General features: G+C 41.6%; 14 protein-coding genes. 5 read left to right on the forward strand and 9 right to left on the reverse strand.

What is annotated here, in order from left to right; genetic code table 11:
* Positions 1-222: 222 nt before the first annotated feature.
* Positions 223-1,569, reverse strand: a complete 1,347-nt coding sequence (gene purB / locus PHF18_RS12815; protein ID WP_300103451.1) for an adenylosuccinate lyase — start codon at positions 1,567-1,569, stop codon at positions 223-225.
* A gap of 590 nt (positions 1,570-2,159) precedes the next feature.
* Between purB and PHF18_RS12820 the strand changes: the two genes are divergently transcribed.
* The 4 genes from PHF18_RS12820 (at position 2,160) to PHF18_RS12835 (ending at position 6,057) form a co-directional block, all read left to right on the forward strand.
* Positions 2,160-2,309 (forward strand): 50S ribosomal protein L40e, encoded by a 150-nt coding sequence (locus tag PHF18_RS12820; RefSeq protein ID WP_300103453.1) that lies wholly within the window; start codon positions 2,160-2,162, stop codon positions 2,307-2,309.
* A 6-nt stretch (positions 2,310-2,315) separates the two neighbouring features.
* Complete coding sequence (locus PHF18_RS12825) at positions 2,316-3,059, forward strand: geranylgeranylglyceryl/heptaprenylglyceryl phosphate synthase (protein ID WP_300103455.1); 744 nt, start codon at positions 2,316-2,318, stop codon at positions 3,057-3,059.
* Between the two features lie 510 nt (positions 3,060-3,569).
* The gene (locus PHF18_RS12830; RefSeq protein WP_300103457.1) at positions 3,570-3,809 is read left to right on the forward strand and encodes an MTH865 family protein; all 240 of its coding nucleotides are present in this window, start codon (positions 3,570-3,572) and stop codon (positions 3,807-3,809) included.
* Between the two features lie 511 nt (positions 3,810-4,320).
* Positions 4,321-6,057, forward strand: a complete 1,737-nt coding sequence (locus PHF18_RS12835; protein ID WP_300103459.1) for an ABC transporter ATP-binding protein — start codon at positions 4,321-4,323, stop codon at positions 6,055-6,057.
* 173 nt (positions 6,058-6,230) lie between these two features.
* On the opposite strand, the gene PHF18_RS12840 is transcribed toward PHF18_RS12835, so the two are convergent.
* The 3 genes from PHF18_RS12840 to PHF18_RS12850 form a co-directional block, all read right to left on the reverse strand.
* Positions 6,231-6,968 carry a flavodoxin family protein gene (locus PHF18_RS12840; protein WP_300103461.1) on the reverse strand — a complete coding sequence of 246 codons (738 nt, stop codon included), beginning with the start codon at positions 6,966-6,968 and terminating at the stop codon, positions 6,231-6,233.
* 134 nt (positions 6,969-7,102) lie between these two features.
* On the reverse strand, positions 7,103-7,711 hold the full coding sequence (locus PHF18_RS12845; protein WP_300103463.1) for a flavin reductase family protein: 609 nt from the start codon (positions 7,709-7,711) through the stop codon (positions 7,103-7,105).
* Positions 7,712-7,977: 266 nt separating this feature from the next.
* On the reverse strand, positions 7,978-9,192 hold the full coding sequence (locus tag PHF18_RS12850) for an ABC transporter permease (protein ID WP_300103484.1): 1,215 nt from the start codon (positions 9,190-9,192) through the stop codon (positions 7,978-7,980).
* Between the two features lie 892 nt (positions 9,193-10,084).
* Here PHF18_RS12850 and PHF18_RS12855 point away from each other — a divergent pair.
* Positions 10,085-11,521, forward strand: coding sequence for an ATP-binding protein (locus PHF18_RS12855; protein WP_300103465.1), 1,437 nt, complete (start codon positions 10,085-10,087; stop codon positions 11,519-11,521).
* A 282-nt stretch (positions 11,522-11,803) separates the two neighbouring features.
* On the opposite strand, the gene PHF18_RS12860 is transcribed toward PHF18_RS12855, so the two are convergent.
* The 5 genes from PHF18_RS12860 to PHF18_RS12880 form a co-directional block, all read right to left on the reverse strand.
* Positions 11,804-13,060: a COG1361 S-layer family protein gene (locus tag PHF18_RS12860; protein WP_300103467.1), complete on the reverse strand. Its 1,257-nt coding sequence runs from the start codon at positions 13,058-13,060 to the stop codon at positions 11,804-11,806.
* Between the two features lie 589 nt (positions 13,061-13,649).
* Complete coding sequence (locus PHF18_RS12865; RefSeq protein WP_300103469.1) at positions 13,650-14,537, reverse strand: ABC transporter ATP-binding protein; 888 nt, start codon at positions 14,535-14,537, stop codon at positions 13,650-13,652.
* A 361-nt stretch (positions 14,538-14,898) separates the two neighbouring features.
* Positions 14,899-16,113 carry an ABC transporter permease gene (locus PHF18_RS12870; protein ID WP_300103471.1) on the reverse strand — a complete coding sequence of 405 codons (1,215 nt, stop codon included), beginning with the start codon at positions 16,111-16,113 and terminating at the stop codon, positions 14,899-14,901.
* Positions 16,114-16,155: 42 nt separating this feature from the next.
* On the reverse strand, positions 16,156-17,400 hold the full coding sequence (locus tag PHF18_RS12875; protein ID WP_300103474.1) for a COG1361 S-layer family protein: 1,245 nt from the start codon (positions 17,398-17,400) through the stop codon (positions 16,156-16,158).
* Between the two features lie 12 nt (positions 17,401-17,412).
* A complete protein-coding gene (locus PHF18_RS12880) occupies positions 17,413-18,150 on the reverse strand; it encodes an ABC transporter ATP-binding protein (protein WP_300103476.1) in 738 nt (245 codons plus the stop codon).
* Positions 18,151-19,297 lie beyond the last annotated feature (1,147 nt).

Genomic DNA, 19,297 nt, shown 5'->3' on the forward strand with positions numbered 1-19,297 from the left:
TATTGGATTATAGATTTTCTCAGATATAAATATTTATATTTAACATTGCCTATAATTATGCAGGGTATCTAGTTGTTTATCGAACAAAATTACCTGATAAATACCATCTTTCAGAAGGAAAACACAGGCAAATACCTCTGTATATCTCCCTACTTTTTTATTGACTGGATAGAATAAGGAATGAATGTAAAAAAGAACGAATGTAAAAAGGAAAGAAAGAGGTCAGAGGGAATAGGCTTCGCGAAGTTTTACAACGAGCGCTTCGACCTGTTCCACTGCTGTTCCTATATACTTATCCGGGTTTACGAGGTTCTCAATATCTCCTGCACTAAGGTACCTTGAAACAGAAGGGGTATCCAGAAGTACCTGTTTGAAATGCTGCCCGGTATCATGGGCTACCATCGCTGCATTCCGGACAAGTTCATGGGCTTCCTGCCTACCTACACCTCTTTTCGCAAGTTCTATCATTACAGCTTCTCCCATGTTCAGGCCTCTTAGCAGTTCCAGGTTCCTGCGGATATTTTCGGGATAGAACCTGAGATTCTCAAGCACACTGATCCCAAGTTTTATAATATGGTCTGTGAGTACACAGGCTTCCGGGAAGACAACCCGTTCACAGGAAGAATTTGTAAGGTCCCTTTCGTCCCAGAGGGTATTGTTAAGAAGTTCAGGCTCAATCATTGCTCTTACGATCCGTGCAAGCCCGCAGATCTGCTCGGATTTTATAGGGTTGCGCTTGTGAGGCATGGTGGACGAACCTACCTGCTTTTTCCCGAAGCTTTCCTCAACCTCGGCGATTTCACTGCGCTGAAGGGTCCTGATTTCTATGCCGATCTTGTCCAGAGTCGTAACAGTATTTGCCATCCACATCACAAACTCGGCATGCCTGTCCCTCTGGATGATCTGGTTTGAGACATCCACAGTCCCGATTCCGAGGTGCTGCATTGTGAGTTTCTGGATCAGGATTCCGGATTTTCCAAAAGCTGCCTGGGTCCCGACAGCTCCGGTCATCTGCCCCACAGTAGCTCTTGGAGCCAGCTCGTATAAGCGGTCCAGATGCCTTGAAATCTCGGAAGCCCAGATTGCAAAACGGAGTCCATATGTTGTGGGGACACCTATCTGACCATGTGTCCTTCCGCAGCAAACCGTGTTCTTGTGAGCTTCAGCCTGGTTTACCAGAACCCTGAGCAGGATTTTGAGTTTGTCTTCCAGGAGATCAATTGCGTTCTTTATCTGGAGCGCTGTTGCTGTGTCAAGGATGTCGTTTGAAGTAGCTCCGAAATGGACCCACTTTCCTGCATTGTCTCTGCACTGCTCAGAAATCGCAACAACCACAGCCATCATGTCGTGGTGGATTTCGGCTTCGATTTCGTCAACTCTTTCAGCCTTTACAGAGGTAATACATTTGGAGATTATCTCAGCCGCTTCTGCGGGGATGAGTCCCATATCCGCTTCTGCCTGGGCAAGGGCGGCCTCTGTCTGTAAGATTCTTTCAAGTCGGTTTTCCTGACTCCATACATACTTCATTTCCGCTGTACCGTACCGGTATTCTATAGGATGAATAGCCACATCAATCACCTTACTGGAATCGGGAATTTAATTTAGTCCCGGATCTACTTTGGGTCTACTTTAAGCCTTAATTGTTCTTAGTTTTTTAATAGTCTGAATTTAGTATTTTTTTCCTGAATATCCTTAAACTAAATTATCCTTTAGGCTAAATTATCCTTAGCCTAAATTATCCTTAGCCTAAATATTACTGGCAATATGAAGTTTCAATATCAATTTCACTAATATCATATAAACCTGCTAACCGGTAGTCTAATATTTCAGTTACTGCCAGAACTGCCAATATTAAAAATACCACTGTTGTCAATAAGTTTAGTATCATTACTGTCCCGCATCTGTTAACTTTAGCCTGCAGGGTACGAAATAAACAACAGAACCAATAAATAAACTTTGAGTCTGAGAATATAAATAAATCAGAACATGTGAAAGAGAAGAAAATAGACGAAAATAGAAGAGACGAAAATAGAAGAAAAGAAAGGGTTACAAACTCAGCAGGTAGCGTAATTTTTTAATGAAAAACATTATATGTCTTAACATCCTTTAAGCGGGCTATATACCGTATCAATAATAAAAAATAATAGCAGGTGACAAAAATGGGTCGTTTTCCAGAAGCTGAAGAAAGATTATTAAACAAAAAAATCTGCATGAAGTGTAATGCCAGAAATGCCGTACGGGCAACCCGCTGCAGAAAATGTGGCTACGGTGCTCTTCGAGTAAAATCTAAGGAATCCAAAGGAGCATGATCTTTTTTGCAGGTGGAAACACACCTTCAAAAGATTATTGAACAGGACGGAAAAGTTCATCTTACCCTTATCGACCCGGCGTCCCAAAAGCCTGAACGAGCCGCTGAAATTGCTCTTGCAGCAGTTGAAGGAGGCACTGATGCCATCCTTATCGGGGGCTCAACCGGAGCGTCGGGAGCCATATTAGATGAAACTGTAATAAAGATTAAAGAAAAGGTAAATGTTCCCACCATCCTTTTCCCTGGAAGTTCAGCCGGGCTCAGCATGTATGCAGATGCCGTATTTTTCATGAGCCTCCTGAATTCCAGAGACCTGGGGTATGTGATTACAAACCAGGTGCTTGGAGCTCCGCTTGTATATAAAAGCCAGATTGAGCCAATATCCATGGCATACCTTGTGGTCGAACCCGGAGGCACTGTTGGTTGGGTAGGGGACGCAAAACTGATCCCCAGGAAGAAACCTGAACTTGCTGCAGTCTATGCTCTTGCAGGCAAATACCTTGGCATGCATTATACGTACCTGGAAGCAGGATCCGGAGCCGATACGCCTGTCAACCCTGAAATGATAGGGGCTGTCAAACACGTCCTCGGAGAAAACAAACTTATTGTTGGCGGCGGGATCAGAGATGCAAAAACCGCAAAGCTTTGTGCTTCTGCAGGTGCGGACATGATCGTCACCGGCACGATTGTTGAAGAAGTAAAGGACGTAACTGAAAAGGTTGCTGAGATTGTATCAGCCATAAAAAGATGAATTCCTGAAAAAAGATATTCAAGGTGTGCTGCCTGCTTTTCAGAAATCCAGATAAAAATTCCTTATATTCAACTGTTCTTTTTTAAATATCGATTTATTTTTTTAATACCCTGCCTTTGAAAGCATAAGCTATCTTTACAATCGGAATCTCATTTCTCCAGGGATTCGGAGTGAAAATATCCTGCATTTCTATTTTGAAACAAACTTTTGAAACAAACCCTGTATTTTTACATTATGATCCCTGAAAATCAGTATATGACACTTTTTTAGTTTCAAACTGGCAGCTTTTTAAGACCCGGGAAAAGGTCTCCACAATGCCTTCAAGAGTTGTCAAGTTGTATCTAAATATCTCCTGGTTCACACCGGGAAATAATCTGGTTCACACAGAAAATAGAGGATATTTCATGCCTATTCTGAATATAATAATAACTCCAAATAAGATATTATGGAATAATGGTTCTTTAGATCATAAACCCGCAAAATGAAAAAGGACAAAATTGGGGGAAAAATATGGAAGTAAGAGAAGAAGTCCATGAACAGATTCTGGAAATCCTCAAAAGTGCAAAATTTCCAATCAACACGCTGGAGGAATTAATTGCTGCTTTACCCGAGGGTCTGGATACTACATGCATGATAGGTGGTACTGAGGTTACGGCAGCAGAGGCGAGAAGCCTGATTACTGAAAATGATTTTCCATTCAAAGACGCAAAACACGTAGCAAATCTCCTGGTTGAAAGAGCGGGGCTCTAAATTTGAGGTATATCTTTTACACGGTTTTCAATGCCGCAGATGGAAAAACCAGCCTTTGAAGCTTCAGGCTGAAAACATTTTTTACTGCAGAGAAAGCCTGATCTCTTATAAGAATGTATTAAAACTGCCCTTGACGCTACCTGCTAAAACGTTGTCTATATATCCTGGGATACCTGCTGCATTACAGGATTTCACTTCGCTGCAACCCTTACTTATACCGAAACTTTTTATTTTTGAAACCGTTTTTATACTTAGAAACTATCCTAATGCTTAACTTTCTGGGATATGTAACAGCATCAATTTACAGTCAGCCGATTGTAATAAATAGTTTTAAAGGTAATATCTGACTCTTATTTTAGTATCATTATCCTGTTAACACAAAATGTTCTGTTAATATGAAAGGGTCCGAAAAAGGCATGTTCAGAGCAGACAAATTTTCATGCAGCAAATATAAATTCTGCAGAAACCCGCAGGACCCTTTAACTTGTAATAAACACTAAGAGGTATGATTATGATCAGGATTTCCAATCTGGTAAAGGATTATGAGGTACGTTCCGAAAAAATAAGGGTATTGGACCATATCGACCTCACGGTGAAGGACGGAGAGATTCTCGGAATTACAGGTAGAAGTGGAAGTGGGAAATCGACCCTGCTCCGAATTATCCGGGGAATTGAGTCCTTCGATGAAGGAACTGTAGAAATTGAGGGGGAAACTGTAACCCCTGATTCAGGGATGGAAGGAGAACTGTTCCTGAAAAGCGTAACCGCAATACACCTCCAGCGAAATTTTGGGCTCTGGAACGGACCTGCGATAGAAAATATCATAAGGAAACTGAATTACCTCCGGATAGGGCATGAAGCTCTTCCGCACAACGAGACTGAAGATTATGACGAGCTCTTTGTCGAGGCGATGGAGTACATGAAACTTGTGGGGCTGGAACACAAAGCCCTTCACTCTACCAATCTCCTCAGCGGAGGGGAGAAGCAGAGAGTTTTAATGGCACGACAGCTTGCCGCAAAGCCCAAAGTCCTTCTCCTGGACGAGCCTGTAACAATGACTGGGCCGGATACAAAGCAGGAAGTCCTTGATGTGATAAAGGGCTTGAAAGAGAAACTGAATATCCCAATTATAGTGGTCTCCCACCTTCCTGAAATCCACGCCTATCTTGCAGACAGGCTTATATTCCTTGAGAACGGGAAAATTGCAGCTGATGGAGAACCCGCCGTGGTTCTTAAAAACTTCCTTAGAGACCTAAAACCCAGGGAAGAACTCTCAGAGTCCGGGAATAAGGAAGCCTGCATTAAAATAAGGGATATCTCAAAACGCTATTCTCTTATCCGGATGGGAGAGGTCCTCAATATCAAAGACTTCTCTCTTGATGTTTATGGGGGAGAGATCCTGGCATTTATCGGTCCTTCTGGAGCTGGAAAGACAACCATTATGAAATTGATGGAAGGGCTAGTCCCGCCAAAAAGCGGATCTGTCGAATATTTATGCAGTGGGGACTGGGTAGATGTTACCGGATACAGCAAGAAGCGCATGGAGCTCAGGCGGATTATGAGTGTTATGAACCAGGAATTTTCAATGTCCGTAAACTCCACTGTGAGGGAACAGATCCGCTTCAGGTTGAGCATGAAAAAGCAGGGTGCAATTGAATACGCGAGAAATAAAGCCCAGGAAATAGGACTTTCGGATGAGACTCTGGATACTGTCTACCGCCTGCCCGATATGCCTGAAGAGGAAAAGACTAATGCACTAAGGGAGCTGGACCTCAATGACATGGTTTTTTCCGAACTTTTCCCCGTAATTCCGGTAACCGATGTCGATGCCTATGCAAGACCGGTCTTTGAAGCCCTTGACCTGCAAATGGAAGTCCTTGACAAAACCCCTTACCAGATAAGCGGAGGAGAACATGTCAGGGCTTTTATTGCCATGAGCCTTGCTACCTCTCCCGAATACCTTATGCTCGACGAACCTTTCGGGGACCTCGACCCCGTAACCCTCAGGGACGTGACAAATTCATTAAAAAGGATCAATGAACGCTTCGGCACTACCATTGTACTCGTGAGCCACCACATGGACTTTGTCCGGGAAGTTGCCCACAGGGCGATATTGATCGAAAATGGAGCCATTGTAATGGATGGGAAGCCGATTGAAGTCTGTCAGGAGCTTATCAACAGGAGCAATGCCCCTTACATGGTACACAGCCTGGAAGACCTCATTGAAGGCAACTTAGAAAGCCAGTAATTCGAGAGTCTGCTAAAGACTCTTTTTCTTATTTTATTTCGGCATTGCCAATTGATTTCATCCTCTCCAGATTGTCTGTCAATTGATTTCATCCTCTCCAGATTGTCTGTCAATTGATTTCATCCTCTCCAGATTGTCTAATAAGCAAGGGCCGGATTAAAAAGCATCAGATTTTATTTGCCTTCTTCCTGAGATTCATTTACAAGCCGGTCCCATTCCTCATTTCCGAATTTTATATACAGGCTCGGAGGTACGATTGGTTTTTCAAGGTCTTTAACTGTTTTTTCTGAAAGCGCCTGATTTTCAACAACCTCTTTTCCGGCGGATCTGAGCAGTTTGTTGTATTTTCCTATCAGAGGTTTTAGCATGATATTTTTTTTGCCCCTGAAAATTTCCCCTTCTCCCCTGTAGATTTCTGCAATCAGTTCGGTGTGAAAAATTCTCGCTAGCCGCCTGAAAAATAAGTGCAATATCTCGAAATTTGTTTGCCCGGGCAGCCCGGCATTTGAAATCACAACGAATTTCGGATACTTCTCGTAACGCTTAGAGTGCCTGTATTCACCCATCTCATCCTCCTCAAAGTGAGGCAGAAGAACAGGAGTAAGCCTGTCTATGAAATTTTTCATTATTGAGGGAACGTTCTCAAAATATACCGGGCATGCAAAGATTACGATATCCGAAGCCATAAATCTGGGAAGCAAATCATCCATGTCATCGCGAATAGTGCACTTTCCAGGTGTCTTGAGCCAGCACTCAAATTTTCCCATGCAGTGCCTGATATCCTTCTCGGCAAGTATAATATTTTCAGTTTCTGCCCCGGCTTCTTCTGCTCCTTTTAGAAACTCTTCAACCATAATGAGAGTGTTTCCTTCCCGGCCCTTATGGCTCCCGCTGAACACTGTTACTTTCATATAACAACCCCCTGTTGCCCCATGATAATTAAAACTGGTGAGCCGTCTTTTCTTTGGCTCAGAATCCTCCAAATCGTTTTCAAAACCCTTTATCAGCACCTTCAAAGATAGAAGTGATAAGTAGAACCTTCTTTTTACTGATCACTTTTGTTTCTGTCCTCATTAATGTTTTCACTTAACTTTTTTCCCACATACCATGCTTTACCCAGATGTTTTCCGATTCCCCAGTAGTTGTTGTCGTACATTGAAAATACAATGGGTTCGACCTTTTCTATATCAGGAATTCCGTTACATAGATACCTTTCTTCTGCATAACTTTCCACAATCTCACCGATGAAAACCTCGTTGTTCCCGCCGAAGTCCAGGGTGTTCACTAGTCTACATTCCATGTTTACAGGGCATTCCCTGATCATGGGAGCTTTTTCGAGCTTTCCGTAGAAAGTTTTGAAAATACCGGATTTGTCTACCTTTTTCCCGGAAACTATCCCACAGTAGTCTGTAGCTTCAACTATGTATCTGGAAGGAATATTTACGCTGAAGCAATTGTTTTCCTTGATTCCTTCATTTGTATAGTGCATTTTCCCCAGGGTAACTGCGATCATTGGGGGACTTGCCTGAACGATTCCGCAAAAAGCAATTGTAAGGTAGTTTGGCTTTCCGTTCACATCGGCACCCACGAGGGTAATGGGCATGGGATAAAGGAAATTCCTGGCTCCTATGGTTTTTTTCTCTTCGGTTTCCACCCTTTAATCCTCCTACAAGGTTAAGTAAATTGAAATTCTCCCGAAATGTAATTAGTATTCCGGTTTTAAGCAATATGTTGATAGATATATAATTCCACGGAATATAAATGCCCTGTGATAATCTGAAATTGAAACTGGGGGTTAAAGGAAAAAGAAATTTAAAGGAAAAAGAAATTGAAAACGATTCAAGGAATAGAGGTACAAAAAAGAAAATTTGCAAGCAGAAAAATAATGAGTGTGGGTTAACAACTGGCCCGGTTAGTCATTTACTCATGTCTCAGTGCATCCACAGGAGCCAATTTTGCAGCCTTGCTTGCGGGATAAACCCCGGCAGCAACTCCCACAATGAGTGCAACGATGAGGCCTGCCTCAAAGATGTAAGGGGAATAAAGGAAGGGGAGATTAAGGATATTTGTGACGGCATAAGCCCCTCCTACTCCCACCCCTACCCCCAGGAGGCCTCCGAAAAGGCTAAGAATAACGGATTCTATGAGAAAGAGCAGAAGAACGTCGGTGCCTGAAAACCCAAGTGCCTTCATAATTCCAATCTCCCGGGTACGTTCCGTAACTGTGACAAGCATGATGTTCATTATTCCTATAGACCCTACAAGCAGAGAAATCAGAGCCACTACAACCAGGAAATTCTTAAGAGAATCCGCAAGCTGATTCGTCTGTTCAAGGATATCTGCCTGATTGAATATGGTATAGGGCTTTGCGTCTTCATCGTCGATATCCCGTGAAGAGACTCCGAAGTTCCGGGCAAGCCGTTTATCTACCTCGTCCGAGACAACGTCCAAATCCTCAAGGTTGTCGGACATGGCAAAAAAGGCTGAGAAATCATCTTCTTCGAGCATCTGGTTGATGGTTGACACGGGAATAAAAATGCTCGTGTCCCGATTGATTCCCCCTCCTCCGAAAGATGTACCAGGGCTTTCAATGATGCCTTTTACCTTGAACTTCCGGGTCACCGTCCTGCCCCCTTCCAGACGCAGGGTAATGTCTATAGAACTGCGGGTGGATATGTTCCTGTCAAATTTTTCGTTTGCAACTTCGGATCCGATTGCTGCCGAAAACGCATCCTGGTTGCTTATGAAGCTGCCACTTTCCATAATTATATTTGCAGTCTCCTCATAATCTCCAGTTACTCCCGCGATTTCTATATTTTTCTTCTGAGAGAAGGAAGTTACCTCCCCAAGCTGCTGTTTTATGGGAGAAACCCCGCTGATTCCGGGAGTTTTTTTGATGATTTGCAGCTCATTGTTGTAAAAAAGGTTAGGTTCCTGACTGTAAATAATAATAAAATTGGAACCCTGGGCATTTATCTCCTCTTCAAAAAAAACATTGAAACTCTCCCCAAGAGATACGTTTGCAACTACCGCAGCAATCCCTATGATAATGCCAAGCATAGTCAGGCCTGAGCGGAGCTTTGCGCTTGATATGCTTCCAAGAGAGATACCGATAGCTTGCTTTACCTTCAGCATACACCCACCCATTTTAAAGTTTCGGGGAGTTTAATTTTGGAATGAATCTTCATAAATCTTCAGCAGGAAATCCCTGAGTCTTTAGCTCAGGGGTAGTTGACGCAGGTATAGAGGGACTTAAGGGGCTTCAGCCCTCAGGCAATCCATTCAGGATTTATTTCCAAAAACTCCTGGATATTAATGTACAAATATATCCCAGTATGATACTAATGTGATAATATACTCCAGTAGATATTAATCTTCAAATATATAATAGATCACTGTTTGAATAAATGGGGGATTTTTCCATGGGTGCAGCTTTCGGCAGGTAGACGTAAAATTCCATTCAATTTTCTGTTGATATCGATTTTGTCATAACTTTTGAAATTATATTTAAATCAAAAACTACTACATGTTGACCATATCATCATTAATATCTATTTACAATAAATAGAATAAATGACAAAGTGGATTAAATATATATTCCGGATGACACTGATTTTCAATAGAACCTACAAAAAAATAACAATCAAAGATTTTTATATGTTAGGATATGCTTGATGCTGAATATAGGCTGGGTGATCTGTTACCAATGGTTTTCTGATGTAACACAGGCGTTAAAAAATGAGCCAACCTCACAACATTGTAAATTAGCACATTTCTTATATATGCTGATGTTATATGGTAAGAAAGATAAGCATGTGTAGGAAATACTGAAAGTTAAGACTAAAGAATAGATAAATATGAAGTATCATTCTAAAAATTTTATAAACTTATCCCAAATATGTTAAACTAGATTTAGATTGCTGAAAGTTGGCATCTATACCTTCACAGCCTTTGCTTCATGCCCCATTCAAATCCAAACTATGCGCTGAAATATGCACTATTGTAAACACATGGAGGGGGAAAGATTTTGATAAACAATACTGACAAAGACCCCGAACTTTTTTCAAACATTCAACAGAGCTCCCAGCTCTCCGCCGTATATAGAGATATCGAAGAACTGACCGAACTACTTGTTGCATATTTTAAACAAGGGATTGAAAAAGGAGATCACTGCCTCTGGACCGTTACGGATTCGCAGGCAGCTGAAAGAGCAAAAAATGAACTTGAGAAGGCAGGAGTGGATGTCGAGAAATACATCACTTCGTCTCAATTAGAGATTCTGCCAACCGGCACACTTTCTAAAAGTATTCTCCTGCTTGAATCCGCAGTAAAAGAACTTGTGGATGAGAAAAGCGGAAAAGCCTTTTCCGAAAGGTTTTCTGGATTTAGAATGAATCTCGATATTAATAGTGCCGGAAGCTCCTTCAAGCCCTGCCTTGAAAGGTTAGAAAAAAGCCTTGAAGAAATCGGTCCAGATAATAGAAACCTCACATTTCTCTGTACCTCCCTGCTTGAAGAATTATCAGGCAGCACACTTATTGAGCTGGTGGAGGAAAAGGGCGTTCTCGTTAAAAGAAAAGGCAAATGGGAATATCTGGTGAACACCTGCAACATAAACGGGCAAAAAGAGCTGGAAACCACCCTTCTCAAAGCAAAAAAAGATGCTGAAGCCACCAACAGGGCAAAAAACAGTTTCATAATGAATATGAGCCATGAGCTTCGGACCCCTCTCAATTCAGTAATAGGCTTTTCTGACCTGCTACTGGAAGGAGCGTTTGGGCCCATGAATACAAAACAAGCAAAGTACGTCAACAATATCCTGATAAGCGGGAAAAGCCTGCTAGAAATTATTAACAACCTGCTTGACATCTCAAGGCTTGAAGCCGGTGAAAAAACCCTCAAATATGAGGATGTGGACGTAGCAAGCCTCATTGGAGAAGTGAGGATGAGCCTCCTTTCGCCTGCTTCGATCAAAAAGGTCACCGTTGAATTGAATATAGACCCTTCTGTGAAAAATATTCGGGCTGATATTACAAAATTCAGGCAGATCCTGTATAACCTGATCAGCAACGCCATAAAGTTTACTCCTGCAAGAGGAAAGGTAATCATCAGTGCCTGTAAAAAAGAAGGAGTTCTTGAGGTCAAGGTTTCGGATAATGGAATAGGGCTTTCAAAGGAGAGCCACGAAAAGATATTTATGCCCTTTACACAGGCAGATTCTTCTGCCGCCCGTGGGTACGGGGGAGCCGGCCTTGGGTTATATATTGTCCGGAATTTCATAGACCTTCACGGTGGAAAGATCCGGGTTGACTCAGAAACCGGAAAAGGAAGTACGTTTACATTCACCCTTCCGGCAGAATCGGAAAATGCTCCTCTCCCGGAGAATAAAACGAAAAAAGCAAACTCTTCTCTTAAAGGAGTAAAATCGAAAAAAATGGACTCGACACCTGAACCAGGAAATTGAAATTAGAAAAACAGCTACTTAATAAGAGAACTTAAATTAAAATATCCAGTAAAAATAAGCCGGACCCAGTGGAAGATACCCATCAGAACAAATTGATTGAGGGATACCGGAATTACTCCAATAATCTCCCTACCAATCAGGGGGTTGTAACGGCAGTGAGCGGTCTGAAACTGCCTATACTTCCGACGCAACTCCCAAAATTTATGTTTAAATATTTATCTCCCTATCTCTCTGGCTTCTAATAAATCTTATTTCAGGACGATTTTGGTTTCTCCGGAGTCCTCATTTGTTTTCCCTCTGTCTTTTTCTGTAAATCAGTACACCGGCCACAGCGAGGGCAACAAGCAGGATACCAATTACAATCAGACCTGAACTAATTCCCTGTTTTTCCTCAACCTGCTGAATACGAAGATTACTTACCAGATTTTCGTGGTTGTTTATGCCGTTGCCGTAACTTGCAGAAAGACTAAGATTTATCGGTTCAGAGGTTCCCCCTATGTTTTCCGAAGATTGATCTGCTATGGCATCAAACTCTATTGTGAAAAGCTCATCAGCATCCATGGGCCCGATGAAATATTCGGCAGGGTAAAATTTCACCCCTTCAGCTTCAGGTTTTATGCTTACAGAGTCAAATCCATTTGGGTGGGTATTTGCCACATCAAACTCGAGGGTAGCTTCACCGTTTACCAGTCTGAGGGGTTTTGAAGAGATCACCCTTACATTCGAAGAGTCAACTTCAAGCGGAATATTCTTCCGGCTATTGTAGTCAAAAGAATTGCCCTCGATTACAAGTTCAAGGTTGTGAGTTCCTTCACTTGCATCTTCAGAAACCATAATGTTAAATGTTAGTTTGATGCTATCTCCGGGACCAAGGAGCCCCATTTCTCCGTAGGGAACCTCAAGAACAACTACTTCATCAGACAGTGGTCTCAAAACGGCAGCCTGGATTCTCGCATTGGTATCATAGTCTTTTCCATCAATGGTAACAGTAGGAGTTGTTGCGGTATTGCTGAGGGTTACTGTAACAGTACCTCTATCTCCGGGCATGAAAGCTTCAGGGTTAGAGATTACCTCTTTGAGTTCCAGAGTACCTTTGCTGTCAAAGGTTTCAGTACCTATCCTTATATCGAAAGTTTTCTCACTCCAGGGGCTGGTTTTATCGATCCTTGTACGGATGTCAATTGACCTGGTTCCCTTCTGAGCGTCCTTGTCCACGAAAAGGTGAAACTCTTTGGATGCAAATTTGTCGGGAGAAAGAGCCCCTATATTCTGCACCGCGTTTGCCTGGGAATCAAGAGAAAAGGGATATTCAGGGATTATTTCAATATCAACATCATCTGCCCGGTCTCTACCTACATTTTCTACCTGAACTGTAAGATCCAGATACTGCCCTATTTTAGCAGGGTAAGGGTTTGTTTCAACTATTGTAATTTTCAGGTTTGCACTGGCAGTTGCCGCAGAAGCAGGTGCTGCAAAAAGAAATGAAACTAAAAGCAGAAATATAACTACAAAAGTAATTGGAGTCTTCAGTCCTGTCATTCTCACTCATCCTGATTGACTAAATTTGGAAACTTCATTGGATGTTCTGGTTTACTCCGAATTATTCTGATTATCATATTATTCTGAATATTATATTAGTCTGTTTTATCCTGAAAAGATTTTGCACCAACTATGTTGGTCGAAATCACATTTATTGTGAAACCCAACGCCAGGAAAATCAAGGAGATCATTACTCAAAAGAAGAAAGTGGAAAAGGTTTCTAATATAGTGAGATCCAGGGGATTTAAGTCCGGCTAGTTCAGCAGATTTGGAAGTAATATCAAGAAATCGATCAGGCTCCTTCTGTTGGTAAAAATCCCGACCTTCCAAAATACAGTTGCAAGAAGACAGGTTCTCCCTGAATAATTTATTGGATTTATTCCAAAATAACCTCAACTGGCATCTCTCGTTCTTTCTTTTCACGCGCTGCGCTCCTCTTGAACTCACCTGCGTACCGTAGATCTAAACGAACTCAGTAGCTGTGTTGTGGGATCTAATACCAGAATATCAACTATGTAGCAGGAGACGACTGTATTATTTTGAGTATTGGATAATTCCGAGTACACTGAATCTTCCGAATTATTCCAGCTTATTCCGAGTTTTTCTGGATCATTCCGTCTTTTACGAGCACTATCCTGTCAGCATACTTCGCAATATCCGGATCATGTGTAATCATCACGATAGTCCTGCCCTCTTCATTAAGTCTGGTAAACATGCCGAGGATTTCACAACCTGTTTTGGAGTCCAGGTTTCCTGTGGGTTCATCCGCAAGGAGAATTGCCGGGTCATTGATTAGAGCTCTGGCAATAGCTACCCTTTGTGCTTGCCCTCCTGAAAGTTCACCTGGCTTGTGGTGCATGCGGTCCTCAAGCCCAACCATTTTAAGAAGGTCTTTTGCCCTTTTGCGCGCATCTACACCCTCTCTTGTATTAGCATAGGTGGGCAGTTCGACGTTTTCAAGAGCTGTAAGCCTTGGAATTAGGTTGAAGGTCTGGAACATAAAGCCTATCTCAAGTCCCCTGAGCCTGGCAACCTCCTTATCGGATAGTGTATTGATATCAAGGCCTTTAATCATGATTTTCCCTTCTGTAGGTCTGTCGAGAAAACCTATGAGGTTCATAAGTGTACTTTTTCCTGACCCTGAAGGGCCCATTATAGCAAGAAATTCTCCTTCCCTTACTGTCAGGTTGATGTCACTAAGAATGGGGACTTCCATATTTCCCAGAGTATAACTTTTTTTGACATCGATCACCTCTATTACCGGGGGCCCTTTTTGCAAAGTTTCTCCTCCGGCACCGCTGTCCGGGCGACTTGAACGGGGCAATTCACACTTAAATGGCTCTTTGTCTGAAGTTTTATCCGAGGCAAAAAGGCCTTCTTCCGGGGGCATCCTTTCTTCATTTCCACTACTTCTGCCTGCTTCCGGATTCGAACCTCCAGGAGACGAAACTTCATTATTGAGTATTTTAGTCTTCATAAACCCTCAGTCATTGTTCAAACTTTAGATATATTATTTTACGGAGTATTGTACAATATCAATATTTCCTGGTTTTAAGCTTTAAGTGTTTGTTATACACATTATTTTGTAATATAAAATCTGCAAAAGAATTAGTTTTATTGACCAAAATTTTAAATTTTTTATACATATTCATCAAGTATGGTGCCAAGTTTGAGAATCTCTATGCAGGCTCGTTTAATAATTTCAATTTTTAATTGAGCTGGCTAAAAATGGAAAACTGGAACGAAAAAACTGAAAAAGAAAAGCTGGAAATGAATAAAGCCGAAAGATGCTGAATAATGAAAAGATAAGGGTCATTTTTTTCAAACTTGAAAGACCCTTACTCATACCTTAAGGCATCCACAGGATTCATGCTTGCAGCCTTTCTTGCGGGATACATCCCTGCACCTACACCTACAATGACCGAAACCAGAATCCCAATTTCGATTAACTTGAATGGAAAAACCGGTGGAAGTTTGAGGACAGTTTCAAGGATGTAAGCTCCAAGCCCACCTATTGCAGTCCCCATCAGTCCCCCGAAGACGCTGACCATCACGGACTCCAGCAAAAAAAGGGATTGAATATTGGAGCTGCTGTAACCTACGGACTTCATTATACCAATTTCTCTTGTACGTTCGGTAACTGTTACGAGCATGATATTCATGATCCCTATCGAACCCACGAATAGTGAGACTAAAGCAAGGACAAGCAGGAAAGAACTTAAGGCATCTCCTAATGCTGCGGTCTCTTCAAGGACATCTACCTGATTGAATATGGTATAAGGTTTTGCGTCTTCATCATCAATATCCCTTTCAGGAATTCCAAAGTTTCGAGCAAGCCTTCTATCCACTTCATCCGAAACATCCCGGATATTCTCAGAGTTTTCTGCCATCGCAAAGAAAGCTCCATAGTCCTGTTCTCCAGTCATCTCATTCAGGGTAGAAATAGGGATATAAACTATCATGTCTGTACTGCCATCTCCCCCTACAATAGTTTCTTTTGAATCCTCCAGAATTCCTTTTACTTTGAAGCTTTTACTTACAAGCGTGCCGTCCTCCTGTCGAAATGCAATATCAACATTGCTTCTATGAGAGATACTCCTGCCAAATTCCTCTTTTGCAAGGTCATACCCAAGAACAGCAGAGTAAATGTCCTTATCAATCAGGAAACTTCCCTCTTCCATCTTAATTCCCTGGATTTCCTGAAAGTCCCCATTTACACCCACAATGCTCACGCTTTTAGTATCTGAAAGAAAGCTAATCTCTCCAGGTATTATTTTCCTGGGAGATACTCCGGAAATTCCGGGAGTATTTTCAATGATTTCAAGCTCACTTCCATAGAAAAGGTTTGGCTGGTCACTATATGCAATTATAAAATTTGAGCCTACAGAGGTGACCTCATCTGTAAAAAATTGATTGAAGCTGGCTCCAAGTGATGCGTTTATGATTACTGCTGCAATACCTATCACAATTCCGAGTGTTGTGAGTGCAGACCGAAGCTTGGAGCTGCGTATACTTCCAGAAGCAATACGGGCTGCCTGTACAAATTGTATCATATTTTACCCCCCAAATATGATATTTAGCCAATCATCATCTGCTTATTGTTTTTTCTTTCTGTAGATTAGAAAGGCTGCAGGGATACAGACCAAAAGAAGTCCACCCGCAATTGCAGCTGTAGAGCTATTCCCAGGAGACTGGGAATCAGTTTCAAGTTTCAGGTTACCTGCGACATTTTCATGCCTGTTAATCCCATTGTTGTAGTTTGCAGTTACATTCATAATTATGGCTCCCGACTCTTCCTTAATGGCTTCCGAGTTGTCTATCATTGCATCAAACTCTATTGTGAAAAGCTCGTCAGGATCCATAGGTCCTATGAAATATTCTGCAGGGTAAAACTTTATACCTTCAGCTTCAGGTCTTATGCTGACAGAGTTAAGCTCGTTGGGGTGGGTATTTGCTACATCAAACTCCACGGTAGCTGTCCCATCTATCATCCGTAGTGGTTTTGAAGGAATGACTTTTATATTCGAAGAATCCACTTTAAGCGGAATATTCTTCTTGCTGTTGTAATCAAAGGAGTTTCCCTCAATTGCAAGTTCAAAATTGTGAATTCCTTCCCTCGCATCATCTTCAACCTCTACATTGAAGGTCAACTTGATACTGTCCCCCGGGCCCACAAGCCCCATTTCATAATATGGAGCTTCACTAACAGTTATTCCGTCAGATAGAGGTTTCAAAACCGCAGCCTGGATTCTCGCATTGGTGTCATAGTCTTTTCCATCTATAGTAACTGTAGGCGTGGTTGCTGTGTTTCGAAGGGTTACTGTAACAGTACCCCTATCTCCAGGCATAAAGATTTCAGGAGATGAGATGATTTCCGCAAGCTCAACAGTACCTTTGCTGGTAAAGGTTTCAGTACCTATCCTTATATCAAAAGTCTTCTCACTCCATGGACTGTCCTGTCCAGTTCGGACGCGGATATCAATTGAACGAACTCCTTTCTGGGCTTTTTTATCAACATACAGATAGAATTCCTTTGTAGCAGTTCTTCCAGGATTGAGAGCTCCAATGTTCTGGATGGTGTTTGCATTTGAATCCAGAGTGAAAGGATACTCAGGGACTATCTCGATGTCAGCATTATCGGCTTTGTCCCCTCCGACGTTTTCCACCTGTATGTTCAGGGTCAGGTATTCTCCTATCTTTGCAGGATAAGGATTTGTTTCGACGATCGTTACTTTCAGGTTTGCGCTCCCTACGGCTGCAGAAGCCGGAGACGCAAAAACAGAAGCTATCAGAAGCAAAGAAAAAAAAGCTGCAATAATACGCTCTTTAATCAATTCCATGTATTCCCCACCTTAGTTATATTGAATTTCCCCATCTTTTACCAGGACAACCCTATCAGCATATTTTGCAATCTCAGGGTCGTGTGTAACTATTACTACTGTTCTTCCCTCATTGTTCAAATCCATGAATATTTGTAGGATCTCATAACCTGTTTTCGAGTCCAGGTTTCCAGTCGGCTCATCAGCAAGGAGAATTGAAGGATCATTGATGAGTGCCCTTGCAATTGAGACCCTCTGAGATTGGCCTCCGGAAAGCTCTCCTGGCCTGTGGTGCATACGGTCCTGCAACCCCATAAGTTTCAGGAGTTCCGTTGCACGCTTTCGTGGATCGATGCTCCTCGAATTGGCAAAAGTCGGGAGCAAAACATTCTCAAAAGCGGTCAGGCGAGGAACAAGGTTGAAAGTCTGAAAAACAAAACCTATCTCAAGTCCCCTGAGATGAGCAAGTTCTTCATCTGACATGCTGTGCAGATTCCTTCCCCTTATAAGGACCTGCCCTTCCGTAGGCCTGTCAAGGCAGCCTATCAGGTTCATAAGGGTACTTTTCCCCGATCCCGATGGGCCCATAATAGCCAGTAATTCTCCTTTTTCGATTTTAAGGTTAATACCTGAGAGTACCGGAACCTCCATGGCTCCAAGAATATAATTTTTCTTGACATTGGAAACTTCGACAATAGGGTACCTATTCTCAGGTAAACCTTCGACAATAGAGTGCCTATTCTCAGGTAAACTGTTCTTATTAATGTTCACATCCCCCCCCAATTTTACTGAGATATGATCAGAAAAATCACATTGAATAATCTTAATTGTTTTTACTCCTTATGTAAGAAAATCCATTTTAATCTATGCGCTCTTAATTTTTTTCAAAAGATCAACTTTCAAGTCCACATGCTATTGATTTCTAGGTCCCATTGCAGGCTTTTAAAATTGAACTTTGAAATTGATCACTAGGCACACTGTTTTTGACACTTAAATTGACTATTGAGTCTCAAACATGATTTTTGTTTGAAATCACCGGGCATAAAAATAAGCATAGTTTTGGACAGTAGAAATTGGAAATTGAGATTTATTTCTGGAAAAAAATGGCTTTTGCAGGAAATTTATTCTTTTAGCCTTCTACCTATCTTTATTATTTTTAACTGATATATCTCATACATCTGTTGTATAAATGTAATCGAAAAAAATGAAAAACAGTAGTCTCTGAATCAATCAGTTCTAAAAAGTTATTCTTATGCCGGGGTAGGCATCCAAATATTTAGGTCAAGGTTATAAACTTATGTAAAACATTTAAACATCTATTGAATTGAAAATTATCTTTTCTGTTATGCGGGTACTTGCCTCTAAATATTTGAGGACTATTTTTCATAAGGAGGTGTAGTTCTGTCCAATTTATATAACCTTGTATATATAGCTAAATATAGCCACTGCCAGATAGAAATTTGAACTGTGGATCTCAAGAATAAGAGAAAATTCCAGCAATAATCTTTCTAAGTGGCTGAAAGAGTCGCGAGCTTTGGAGGCTTGGTAAAGAAGGCTGTAAACAAACGTTTCAGAGAAGTGTATGCAAGAATATACACAAAAAGTGTACTCTAAAGAGATTACACAGGACCGGTGTGGAAATAATCTGAAATTCGGAGGGAATAAACATGCTCATAGGATTCGACTTAAGCCAGTTCTTTACGTTTGCATTCCTGAATAATCTTTGCTTTATATTCGAGATCTAAACAAAAGAATGTACACAAGTACCGTTGTGGAAATAATATGAAATGTGGAGGGAATAAACATGCTCATAGGATTCGACTTAAGCCAGTTCTTTACGTTTGCATTCCTGAATAATCTTTGCTTTATATTCGAGATCTAAACAAAAGAATGTACACAAGTACCGTTGTGGAAATAA

Origin of the sequence: Methanosarcina sp., assembly GCF_028693135.1 — an archaeon.
Lineage (GTDB): Archaea > Halobacteriota > Methanosarcinia > Methanosarcinales > Methanosarcinaceae > Methanosarcina.